Raw genomic sequence first — 12,077 nt, 5'->3', positions numbered from 1 at the left:
CTCTGAAATAGTAAATTTACATAAAGTTCATAAAGATAGGTTATGTTCTATGCGATATGTACGCAGCTTTTTGGTTTCTCAGCGCGTGTTGTATCTGGCGGCTCTTCCCCTGGCTCTCTGCCTTATTTTGATAGTAGCTCTACCAGCAGAAGCGCATGCGATCTTGCTTAAATCTGATCCGGCCAAGGATGCTGTGCTTACGAGTGCCCCTACGCAAGTAAGTATGTGGTTCACCGAGAACTTGAACCCGACCTTTAGTTCGGCTGACGTGGTAAATGCAGCGAATAAACGAGTAGATGCAAATAATGCACATGTAATCGCTGGCAATACTACAGAAATGGTTGTTTCTTTGCAGCCGAATCTGCCACCTGGTGTGTATGTTGTGATCTGGCGGTCTCAATCGGCGGACGATGGCCATGTGCTGCGTGGTTCTCTACGTTTCAGTGTCGCAGATGCCAATGGCACGGTCCCTCAACTGAGCGGTGGCACGGCTCCTGGCACGGGTGTGCTTGGAGGGTCAACCTCCACAGGGGCTGCGAGTGGTCAATTGGATGGCCCAACATTATTCAGCCTTATCATGATTACCCTGGTTGATCTCGGTGTTGTATTTTGGGTAGGTGCGCAGCTCTGGTATTCATTTGTCTTGCAATTGGATGATAAGGGTAAGCCGGAACAAAATCAGGCTGACCAATGGGCTTTACGGCGCTTCGAACGTATTTTTGCCCTCCCGGTGCTGCTAGTATTACTGGTGGCGAACGTTGGCGTATTGATTGGACAAGGGTTAGTGCTCTCAAATGGAGAATGGACGCAGGCGCTCGCTCCATCAACCTTGCAAGGGCTCATTTCTGGGAGCCAATTTGGCACGTACTGGATGATGCGTATCGTAGTAGTCTTAATTGCACTTGTTTTAGCTATCTACGCGTTCATGAAGCGCCAGCGTAGCCGTATGGCCGATGGCATTTTATCCTGGTGCAATTTGATTCTTTCGCTAGCCCTGTTGATTGCGGTGGTATTATCTGGTCACGCTTCTGCCGTAAGCAATAATGTACAGGTCTGGGCCGTCTTAGCGGATTGGTTGCATCTGTTGGCTGCTTCGCTCTGGGTTGGCGGTATGTTTTATATCTCGGCAGTCTATCTACCTATCCTGCGCAATTGCCAGCTTGAAGAACGGCCCCGGATCTTGCTTGCTGCACTGGCACGCTTTTCTCCACTTGCGATTGCCGGTGTCATTATCATGTCTGTAACAGGTCCAGTGAATGCGGTTATGCATATGGACTCATTTATGCAGTTGATAACTACTGCATATGGCCGATCATTATTACTAAAAGTCATTCTCGTCATCGCTTTGCTTGTAACCAGCGTTATACATGTGTTCTGGCTTCGACCTCGTTTAAAAATCGTCTCAGGTCAGTATCGGGCCGCCTTACATGGCACCGATGATGACGAAGAAGAGATGATAATTCAGTATAGTGATGACACTCCGCAACCAGGCCAGCCTAAGCCTCTTTTATCATCGGCCCCTGAGGTGAAAAGGCTGGAAGAAAAAGTAGAGCGACAAACGCATCTGTTGACTACCATTCTGCGTTGGGAACCGGTGCTGGGTTTAGCCGTATTACTATGTACCGGGCTGATGAATGTCTTTGCCGGTACATTACTACCTGCGTCGGCTAATCAGACAACGACACAGCCGAGTGCCACTGTAAAACCGTATCATACAACTCTGCAAACAAAAGATAAGCAGTTTACGCTGGATTTGACTATCTCTCCCAATCGCTTTGGATCGAATATTTGTACCGTGAGCGTCCTTGATAGTAAAGGCAAGCCTGATACTCAGGTGGGTGTTTCGGTGTATACCACGATGCTGGATATGGATATGGGGACCGATGCCTGGAATTTACAGCCAGATGGTAAGGGACATTTTCGTTTAGAAGTCGATTTGAATATGGGTGGACATTGGCAATTCCGTGTTGAGGTGCGTACATTGCAGGGGACTCTCCATGAGGGAACCGCTGTAGTAGATACACCATTTTAATAGTGAGGGTGTAGAAAATCAATGCATGATATTTATAAAGTAGCGCTAATGCGTACAAGCTTGAGGAGAATATACGCACTATGTAATGCCAGGCATAGGTTACGTATGCCGATTTGGTCGTTATTAGGTTGTGCTCTTTTGTGTTTGAGTGCTTGTAGCTCGCCCACGAGTTCCAGTCAGTCTCAAACACCAGTGGCGCAAAATGTGAATGGGTTTGGCACTGCGGCCAATCATGTGCACGCAATGCTGGCCTTGCCAAAGCAGAATCTCCTCCTGGCAACCCATTATGGTCTCTATCACTCAACCAATAACGGCAAAAGTTGGGTAGGGCCTAATACCACTATGGGCAATATGATGGTCTCTTCACTCTCTAGTAGCGTGCTGAATCCGCAACATATCTATGTGCTGGCTGAGCATTCTCTCTCCACACAGACAGGTGGTATCGGACTCTATACCAGCGTAGATGGCGGAGTAACCTGGAAATTCACCTCGCCAGCGACTAAGACAGGTAAGATGTATACTGTCGTTGCGGGTAACCGTTCTGAAAATGAAGTCTATGCTTACGTTCCAACGAAAGCAGGGCAGGGTTTGCTTGTGAGTCAGGATGGGGGAGTACATTTCACCTCGCCAGGAACGTTGCCGTTTGGACGTATCCTTGGCATTCTGCCCTTGCCTGGTAAACCTGGTCAGATGTTGGTCTATAGCAATGATGGAGTGGCTCGTAGCAGCGATGGAGGCGTCCATTGGCAGGTTATCAATAGTTTTAGTGCTGCGGTCTATAACATGAGTGTTAGCGGTTCTAGTAACACTGTGTATGCGTCTGGCGACCAGGGGATTTTCGTTTCGCACAATGCAGGTCAGAGTTTCACTCTGGTCGATGCTAACGATCACTATAGCGCTTTAACTGCTGTTCCTGGTCAGACAGAGACTGTCTATGGTAAGACGGGGCGTTTAATTTATAAGAGCGTGAATGGTGGAACTACCTGGAAGGCGCTACCCTCTCTCCAGGGAAATCTAGAGAATCTGGTTCCTGATCCACAAACACCGTCACTCCTTTTCTTGTCATTGTCGTATCCATCGGGAGTGGAAATATATGATTCACAGAACGAGTCATGGTCTTCGTTAACACCAAAAGCTTAGAGAGAAATAGAGGCTAGTTTTTTCATGCGTCAGCATACAAGTAAAGGTGTTTTTCTTATAGCTGTACTATTGCTGCCAATGTGCACATTGCTCGTACTTCCTCAGCAGGCTCAAGCCGATGGAGGAGCTCCTAATTTGGCCTATGTGGCTGGGGCTCCAGGAGGTGTGTCCGTTGTTGATGTGCAGCAGCAAAAAGTGACAGGGACAATTAAGGTTTCAGGCGATCCGCATACCGTTGCGTTAAGTCAAGATGGTCGCTTTCTCTATGTAACGCAGCCGCAACTCCATAGTATGTCGATTCTGGCGGCAAAGACAGGCGATGTCGTGTGTACGGCTGCCATGCCAGGAGAGCCTGATCGGCTCCTATTTGATCCGAATGTCAATCTACTTTATGTAGCTGGAGCCCAAAGTTCAACAATTACCGTGGTTGATGCCACAAATTGTACTATCAAGCAGAAAATTGTCAGTACAGGACCAGTCTATGGGCTGGCTTATGCCATTGTTGGCTTTACGGTGGCGGGAAAGACAGGCGAACAGCTCTGGGTTTCTAATGAAAAATCTATCTCGATCTATGATGATGTGAATGGTAAGCATCTGGGTACTGTTGCCGTTCCGCAGGGACCACGTTATCTTACAATTCCGGCCGGTGGCAATGTCTATGCCACAACGGATCAAGGGTCAATTATATCCATCGATATTACCTCTCATAAAATCACACCGCTGATTACAGGCGGCTCTTATGGTCCGATGGATTTTGATGAAACCACAGGTGTCGTCTATGTACCTGACAGTGCCAATAAACAGATATTGGTACTGAATCCCGTCAACGCGGGCTACAAGGTGCCGAAAGAGCCCGCACGTGTCATTAAATTGAGTACGGCCCCGCGTTCGGTGGCCATTACCAGTGATGGCCAGTTGGGATTTTTTGCGTTAAGTGATGGTAATGTGGTTATGTATGATATCCCGGGCCAGCAGATCTCAACAACCATCCATACAGGGGGGACGCCACAATTTATCATTACGGGAGTGTATCCTCCTACATTTGGGACCACGCCTGCTCAAGCAAACTTCTGGGGAACGTTTGCCAACGTCGCTGGATATCTGATCGTAGTGATACTTCTCATTATCCCCTTTGTACTTTTTCGCCGGCATGCCAGGGCTCGTAAGCTTGCTGTTGAGGCTGTAGATGACCCGCAAGCTGCTGGTGTAGAGAGTGATAGGGATGGATTCTCTGATGAGATGATAGAACACAAGGTTCATTCACAAAAGCTTGTTCCCCGATTGGATCAAAAGCCGCTGGATGAATGATTAGCTGTTTATGATGAAGCGAAAAGGGTGTGCATCTATCTATGGGCACACCCTTTGATGTATTTTCTTGCGTGCTTATTCTTTTGAGATGATGCCGGCAATTTCTGGTGCCTTTGCTACTATGCGGGGCGCGACAAGATTAGTGACAATCGCATAGAAGATGGCTCCATAGAGGATAGAGAGCGGAAGACTCAGTATCCATATCCATTGCAGATGCAACACGATTGGTACAAAGATCGCTGCTACGACTGGAAGGAGAAAGACGAGCATAGTCAATGTGGCTGCCATGGATAGTGCCCAACGCAGGCAGCCGCTTTCTGTTGATGTGCTGGCCCTTGTCTGGAAGCCGCGACGCGCCAGACGCATTTTTTGTGGCATAAAGACGGTTGTAAAGTTTCCAATCCCCAATATAATTCCCAGACCGGCCAGGCCAATAGCCAGTGTAGGCCCAGTATATTGCCATTGATGTGTAATGAACGATGCTACGAGCACAAAAATGACTATCTCTACGATACCAAATAGCATTACAGCGATATTTTTGCCCCAGAGGATGTATCTGGGATCAATTGGAAACAGGAAGAGAGTCGTGATGCTTTGCCTTTCAAAGCCAAGTGAGTTATAGGCCAGCGAGTAGAGCGTGAAGAGGATGAATATCGGAGAGATAGGGACAATCCAGGGACTAAAGGATGATAATCCCTGACCACTACTAATCCCAGTTGCGCTGAAGGTTGTAAAGCTAAAGTAGATGATGAGAAACAGTATGGATAGCGTTGATTGGATAAAGACTGCTTTGATTTGTGGATCACGCCAGAAGTATCTGAGTTCCTTGATGACTATCGCTCTGACTGGACCTGGTAGCAGGCGCTTTATAAATGTATTGGATGCTGTGTGCTCAGTTTCTGCGTGCTCAACAGCGGCCTTGCGCTCGTTTTTGGCTTTGACCGGGCGACCACTCTCGGCTTGTGTCAGACCACGCTCAACGATCAATTGCCAGAGAAACAAAAAGCACAGGTCGAGCAAAGCGAGTGCCAGTAACCAGACGAAACTTTGCAGCCAATTGCCATTGGCTGCCTGCTGGATGGAGCGCGCTGCCATTCCTGGTGGTAGCCACTGTAGGTAAGAAACAACGGCGGCGTTCATCAGGCCGCTGATGGTGTTCTGAGTGATTACTGCCCGTGCGACAAGCTGGCATATATAGCCACTGGATGATAAAAGGACCACAAGTATCACACTGACGTCGCGGAAGCGTCGACTTTGCAACACCCTTTGTAAGAGGGCTAGGATAAGTTGACTCACGGCGATGAGTTGTACATAGAATATAATGACGGCGAGGAATGTTAGCAAGCCCAGCGGAATCGATTTTGCCCAGGCTGCAACGATAGCTCCTAACACGATGATCAAGCCCAGAGTGGGGATATCCAATAGTGTTGAGATGACCAGGCTTAGCATCAACTCTGCACGTGACAAAGGGAAGAGTGCTAGCTTTGAGACATCTAACCCCTCATTCGTGGAAAATTCCATCAAGGGTAGCACAATCCAGAGCACAAAAATGCCAGTAAGAATGAGGAATAATACCACTATATTGAGAGGCTCTGGTGCAAAACGACCAGCTAAATAAGCTGCTACTCCCAGTACGCAGGCCACGCCAATTACTACGACGAACAGGAAGCTTGCGCCAATAATACGTGTTGTTTGTGCAGTACCGTGATTGCTAAATCCTCGTATAAACATCTTCCAGCGCAACCAGAAGAGCCAGCGGATTTTATCTCGATTGATAGTCATACTTCTCTCCGATGCTACTATTCAAGCCAACTCAAATTGTGATTCTCGGTGCGCACACCGATGACGTTGAGAAAGATGTCTTCCAGGGTTGCATCTTTATCTCCACCGTTGCCGCTGGCTCGCTCGCGTAGCTCTTGGAGGCTTCCTTCTGCAACAAGTACTCCTTGATTGATGATGCCAACACGCGTGCAGAGGCGTTCTACCACTTCCATAATATGTGATGAGAAGAAGATTGTTGTACCACTGCGCGTTAAGTCCTGGAGAATATCGCGGATGACCCGTGAACTGACTGGATCAATACCCTCGAATGGCTCATCCAGAAAGAGTACCTGTGGTCTGTGAATAATCGCTGCCGCCAGCGCAACTTTTTTGCGCATACCAACCGAATAATCTACAATTAATTTATCTGCATCATTGATAAGATCCAGGACTTGCAAAAGTTCTTCCGTGCGCTTACGTATGTCTCGGTCGGCTACTCCATACATATGACCAGAGAAGGTGATAAATTCTCGTCCAGATAGGCGTTCGTAGAGATTGAGATATTCAGGCAGGACTCCCATTAATGCGCGTGCTTTCAAAGGATCTTGCCAGACATCGATGCCTCCGACCCAGACATTTCCCGCGCTTGGTCGTAAGAGTCCAACCATCATTTTGATGGTTGTCGATTTACCTGCACCATTGGGTCCTAAGAAGCCAAAAAATTCCCCCGCCTGGACGGCTAAATTGAGATTGTTGACGGCCAATTTTTGATCAAATTGCTGAACAAGATTACGTGTCACGACTGCGTATGTCGGAGGTTTTTCTGCTGGCAGTGGATTATGATAGCTCGCCTCTGGAGTAGAATTTGCGGCTGAGGTTGGTTCAGGTGATGTCATTATCCTCATTATCCTTTACACTAACATTTTTATCTCTGATACTATAGCTATTTGCTATAGATGTCATCGCAAAGTAACATTTCAGTGGCGTGGTATGCGATATGTATATAGACGCCCTCAGTATCTATAAATCAAAACCTAAATCATCTTTGTGGCTTGTGCCGATTGGGAATGCAAAAGTATCGAACAAGCAAAACGTTGCTGAGACCGTCCTGCTTAATGATTATACGATATTACCAAAAGCTGCGCTCTGTTGGGTTAATAAATTATGTCAGTGGAAATGAGAAAAAAAAACATCTATTCTCTGACATTTAAGCAGGGAGTAGATGTTTTCTTACTGAATCATGACAGGCCTGTGTAAAAGTGTTTAATTCATCCATTCTCCAGGTAGGCTATTGCGCACCTGGACATTGCTTTTCATAGTCTTGCCGTCTTCTGTGATACGCTTTGGTAACTCCGAAACGTTGATGCGATGCCAGTAAGCGGCCGGAAAGAGACCAATTGCAACCGCAAGCGTGGCACCGATTTCACCCTGATTGATGGGTAATCCTGGTGGTAGGATGAAGAGTGAGCGTGAGATAACTCCTAAGATTACCAGTAATGCGGTGACGAAAAGCGCCAATTCTATGATAAATGATGCGTAATAAGTGCTTAATTCAAGCCGTTTATTACGACGAAAGAAAATTGCAAGTGCAATATTAAGTATGCACAGAAAACCAGTTATCCACATGAAAAGTGGAATCAAGGCTGTTGATGGGAATGTAAATATGTTTGCCTGTATACTCGCCTGGATCAATGGTGGCAATGTAAACCCCCTAAAGTGTGTTATCAACTAGACCTCCACCCAAAAAATTATCAGAACATTTATACAAAGTAGTAACTGCTCGGCCCTCCTCTCCCTGTATCATGAGTCGCGCTGAATCGTTACCCGGAGTATTAATTTTGAGCTAGAATGAGATTTGTGAAAGCAACTTCAGCACCTCCTGGTACTCCATTTACTCCCATGCCAATTGAACCTGAGTTGAAAATCTTATTCTGGGTAGTACCCAGCTTAACTCCGTTGGCCCAGAAGGTAAAGTGGGAGCCATCAACCTGGATCATTAAAGTGTTTTTAGCCTTTCCACTATGAAATTCTTTGCCCGCATTCTTTTTCCAGATGCTGTCTGACCATTTGGTCTTGGTTTTGTTGTCGAAACTGACGAATTGATATTGACTACCGCTCTTCTGATTGACTATGCAGAATAAGTAAAACGTTGGATTGTTAGCTTTATCCTGATTATAGTCGAGTAATAGTCCGTAGTAATTAAATTGCGAAGTATTGTTTCCTGTTACTTCTTGCATATCAACGCTGTAGCTGTATTTCGTTGGCAATGTCTCGTTCAGCAATACAGATGGCGCAAAGTAGGCACTGGTATCGGAACGTATATGATAAGCGTTGCCCGTAAAGGTACGATGCATGCCGTTTGCTGATACAGTTGTCCAGCCACGAGCATTATACGCTAAACTATCGCTGACGAGCAACGATGCGGTAAAAGTGGCTGTTGCCTTTACACTGGCTGTTGATGTCGCGCCGAGGTTGACCTGACTTGGAGATGCAAGGCGAGCATTTTTTATGGCCTGTGGCTTGCTTCCTGTAAGGCTCAAGAGATAGATGCCAGATGCAAACAGGATAAGTAGTATCAAGCTACCAAGTATGATAAGTTTGCTGTTCTGCTTGATTTTTTTTTGCCACGTAGTGTTCGCATTGTTGTTTGGTGGGGAAGGTGGTAGTGCTCCGGTATTACTCTGATCCAAAACAGGCAGAATACCTGTTTTAAACTCTCCTGGCTTACCTTCTATCGGAATACGGACGACTTTGACTGCTTGATTTAATTTGAGCATGCCTGTGTCGCCACTATATTCTCCTGCTGGATGCATAAGCGTGCCCGTATGATTGGGATTGGGTAACATACCTGTGGAGTTATCAAGGTGCCTCGTAACTGCCCCCGATGGATTTCCCGTGTTGATCGGGTTGAATTGCCCGGTATTACCAGAGCGGTTGATAGGATTAAATTGCCCAGTATTGCCAGGTCGGTTGATAGGATTAAGTTGTCCGGTATTGCCAGAACGGTTGACAGGATTGAATTGTCCAGTATTGCTAGATCGGTTATTAGGACCTAACTGCTGTGTGTTCCCTTGTGGAGGTTCTGTTGTGCTCTTCTGAATGTTTGTATTAAATGGTGTGTTTGTTGAATTGAATGGATTATTCGACAATTGGGTGGGATTGTTCAGGTCTGCGGTGGGTAAGGTGGGTGAAGCTTGAGATGACTGCTTATACTGCTCTGCGGTTGTCTGCCATGTTATTGGGCGCGATGGAGCTGTAGGTTGCCCCAGCGGTCGCTGATTTATCGCAAATGTGTTTTCTTGCGGTAGCCCACGCAATTTTGTTTTAGGACGTAAACGTGTTGATGAAAATGGTGTTTTTGTCTCGTTTCCTGATGGCGTTGAGCTACCTTTTCCTTTTGCCTGATCAGTTGGAGGAACGGATGCATTTGATGGTTGTTGCTTATTTGTATCTGCCACCGCTTATGAACCTCCCAATTGTCCATTGGTCTCGATGCTGAATATGTTAACATTCAGCATCGTACCTGCTATATCTGACTGACACTGAGTGCGGTCTATGCGTGGGGCTGTCAGTGCCATTGATGCCGTATGGGTGACTCTGGTGGACGTTGTATGAGCACTCAAGCCAGACTGATTACCGTTGTGGTGTAATCCTGTTGGCGAGGATGTACTAACTGCGTGGCTGATGAGAAAGATTGCTATGATGCAGATGACGAGAAATACGAGTCCGATTAGCAACACGACTCGTTTATTCTTTTTGATTTGATCTTGCCAGGATTCCTGCCGCAATCGGGTTAGCCATGATTGTATTTGTGACTTGGTGGGTATGGCAGATGTCATCTTCTGTGCTGCCCTACTTGCCTTGACTCCTTTAAGGCTATCTCCGTGATCGATTGCTGTAGGAGGCTGTACATTCTCCGATTTAGGGGCTTCTCCATGTCGTCCGGTTGGATGTAATAATGTGCCCCTGGCGCTGAGCTGAGCAAATCTACCAACTGCCAGATCGTTTTGTTTACCAGCCATGTCGCCAGATTTGTTTCGTATGGTGCCTGGTGCCTGGACGGATGGTTGTGCTGTTTTCCCGATACGCAATGATTGTGCGGAGAAAGTTGGCCCCTTGTCTGTTTGTCTACCGTCCTGCTGTTCGGGCTGTTGATTGTAGAAATTTTGCAGATTTGTTCTGTGCCCGGGTCGTAAATTCGCTGGCGAGAAGAGCAGTTTATGAGCTGGTTTGGCTATGATGCCTTGTTCGCTCTGAGGGTTAGCCTGGGAAGATAAGGCTGGTCCATCGGGCGAGGCTTCATATACTGGTGGGAGCGGTGTATGAACCTGATTGGTCGCCATAGGTGCTGGCGAATTCTGCTGGATATCAGGTGCCAGACCAATCATGGCGTGGTCTTGTTGCGCTTGCGGCATCATATCTGAGTCATAGAGTAAACCATTGATCTGGTTTCTATTGGAGATATTCTCTTCCGTCATGATGCCGGAGAAGGATGGAATCGTCATACTTGTTTGCGCAATGATGTCGCGACGAGGCATCTCTCCCCTGGGGTTCTGCGATGGCGATGATTGGTTGACTTCCGGATGCTGATATAGGTTCTGAGCATTTTTCTGCTCTGGGTATGTTGTGCCTGTTGGTGCTTGTGGCGCGGCGGGTATGGAACTGCGCCAGACAGGATCAAAGAGCCCTCGTCGGCGATTGCCAGAACCACGTTCTTCATTGCCCATGCTGGAAATATCTACCTGGACCCCTGCTGCTTCCAATGCTAGCCTGAATGTGGTTGCCAGGTCGCGTGCGCTTGTATAGCGATCAGCGGGGCGTTTTGTCAGGGCTCGCAGGATGACTTGCTCGGCTGCTGGAGGCAAATCTGGTCGCGAGAGGCGCGGCAGCGGTGGCGGCATATGGACGTGCTGTAAAGCCACCTTCATCGGCGTTGCGCCTTGAAACGGTGGTGCTCCAGTTACCATGTGATAGAGCAGCACGCCGAGTGAGTAAATATCGGCGCGAGCATCGACCTCAGCGCCAATCACTTGTTCTGGGGCCATATAATCTGGTGTCCCCATTGGCATGCCTACTTCAGAGAGTGGATTCTGATTTTGTCCATCAATCATGATTTTGACCAGGCCGAAGTCTGTCAAGAGGAGGCGCTTTTCGGGTGTCATCAAGATATTGGCTGGCTTGATGTCACGATGGACAACTTTACGCTCATGCGCAAAGTCGAGCGCAGCTGCCATCTGCTCCAGGTAGTTGACGATGCGGGTCAGAGGTAGTTTTCCCTCAGCCTCTAACTCATCGCGCAATGTACCGCCGCTCACGTAAGCCATCACGAGATAAGCCAGTCCCTCACGCTCGCCGTATTCATGCACTGGCGTGATGTTCGGATGCTCTAATGATGCGGCGGCATCTGTTTCGCGTCTGAAGCGTTCTAAAAAGGCTTTCTGTTGATGTGGTTGTAAGGTTGTGATGGGGAGAAGCACCTTGACCGCGACCTGTCGGCGCGGACGAGATTGCTGAGCCAGATATACTGCTCCCATACCACCCCGTCCAATCACTTTTTGTAGTGTGCAGGTGCCAAGCACTGTCCCACACAAGTCATCTGCGTTCATGAAACTTTACCCCTTTTGCCGTCAAGCTTGTCATTGTATATGTAATGTCTCATTTCTCCATCCCAGATCACATTCCCCTGCTTCTTGTTTTTCTACCTTGTAGAAAGAAAACTTTATTTTTGAGAAGCACTTTTCATGTTTTCTGCTTCTTGACTCTTTATCGTGGATGAGTTTATCTTTGGTACTCAATCGCTATTCTAACCGGACAAGCGACTACACTATCATTCAAC

At 47.4% G+C, this 12,077-nt stretch carries 8 protein-coding genes; 3 read left to right on the top strand and 5 right to left on the bottom strand.

Annotation, left to right across the window (positions count from 1 at the left end; genetic code table 11):
- Positions 1-49 precede the first annotated feature (49 nt).
- The 3 genes from AC27N8_RS18935 to AC27N8_RS18925 all read left to right on the top strand — a co-directional run bounded on the left by AC27N8_RS18935 (position 50) and on the right by AC27N8_RS18925 (position 4,480).
- Entirely contained in the window at positions 50-2,032 is a 1,983-nt protein-coding gene (locus AC27N8_RS18935) for a copper resistance protein CopC (RefSeq protein WP_487068952.1), read from the top strand.
- A gap of 105 nt (positions 2,033-2,137) precedes the next feature.
- The gene (locus AC27N8_RS18930; RefSeq protein ID WP_487068951.1) at positions 2,138-3,172 is read left to right on the top strand and encodes a WD40/YVTN/BNR-like repeat-containing protein; all 1,035 of its coding nucleotides are present in this window, start codon (positions 2,138-2,140) and stop codon (positions 3,170-3,172) included.
- A 24-nt stretch (positions 3,173-3,196) separates the two neighbouring features.
- Complete coding sequence (locus AC27N8_RS18925; protein WP_487068950.1) at positions 3,197-4,480, top strand: hypothetical protein; 1,284 nt, start codon at positions 3,197-3,199, stop codon at positions 4,478-4,480.
- Positions 4,481-4,555: 75 nt separating this feature from the next.
- Here the strand turns inward: AC27N8_RS18925 and AC27N8_RS18920 are convergent, their stop codons facing one another.
- From AC27N8_RS18920 to AC27N8_RS18900, 5 genes are all read right to left on the bottom strand, one after another.
- A complete protein-coding gene (locus tag AC27N8_RS18920) occupies positions 4,556-6,262 on the bottom strand; it encodes an ABC transporter permease (protein ID WP_487068949.1) in 1,707 nt (568 codons plus the stop codon).
- Between the two features lie 17 nt (positions 6,263-6,279).
- On the bottom strand, positions 6,280-7,137 hold the full coding sequence (locus AC27N8_RS18915) for an ABC transporter ATP-binding protein (RefSeq protein WP_487068948.1): 858 nt from the start codon (positions 7,135-7,137) through the stop codon (positions 6,280-6,282).
- A 367-nt stretch (positions 7,138-7,504) separates the two neighbouring features.
- The gene (locus tag AC27N8_RS18910; protein WP_487068947.1) at positions 7,505-7,969 is read right to left on the bottom strand and encodes a hypothetical protein; all 465 of its coding nucleotides are present in this window, start codon (positions 7,967-7,969) and stop codon (positions 7,505-7,507) included.
- Positions 7,970-8,073: 104 nt separating this feature from the next.
- Positions 8,074-9,699 carry a hypothetical protein gene (locus AC27N8_RS18905; RefSeq protein WP_487068946.1) on the bottom strand — a complete coding sequence of 542 codons (1,626 nt, stop codon included), beginning with the start codon at positions 9,697-9,699 and terminating at the stop codon, positions 8,074-8,076.
- 3 nt (positions 9,700-9,702) lie between these two features.
- Positions 9,703-11,847 carry a serine/threonine-protein kinase gene (locus AC27N8_RS18900; RefSeq protein ID WP_487068945.1) on the bottom strand — a complete coding sequence of 715 codons (2,145 nt, stop codon included), beginning with the start codon at positions 11,845-11,847 and terminating at the stop codon, positions 9,703-9,705.
- Between the last annotated feature and the right edge of the window lie 230 nt (positions 11,848-12,077).

This window comes from Dictyobacter sp. Z7_2, assembly GCF_057551105.1.
The sequence above is the reverse complement of the archived record's forward strand: the minus strand, read 5'-3'. Positions and strand labels throughout refer to the sequence as shown.

Coding starts and splice junctions, on each gene's coding strand:
- AC27N8_RS18935 (WP_487068952.1), top strand. CDS start 50: ATGCGATATGTACGCAGCTTTTTGGTTTCTCAGCGCGTGTTGTATCTG.
- AC27N8_RS18930 (WP_487068951.1), top strand. CDS start 2,138: ATGCCGATTTGGTCGTTATTAGGTTGTGCTCTTTTGTGTTTGAGTGCT.
- AC27N8_RS18925 (WP_487068950.1), top strand. CDS start 3,197: ATGCGTCAGCATACAAGTAAAGGTGTTTTTCTTATAGCTGTACTATTG.
- AC27N8_RS18920 (WP_487068949.1), bottom strand. CDS start 6,262: ATGACTATCAATCGAGATAAAATCCGCTGGCTCTTCTGGTTGCGCTGG.
- AC27N8_RS18915 (WP_487068948.1), bottom strand. CDS start 7,137: ATGACATCACCTGAACCAACCTCAGCCGCAAATTCTACTCCAGAGGCG.
- AC27N8_RS18900 (WP_487068945.1), bottom strand. CDS start 11,847: ATGAACGCAGATGACTTGTGTGGGACAGTGCTTGGCACCTGCACACTA.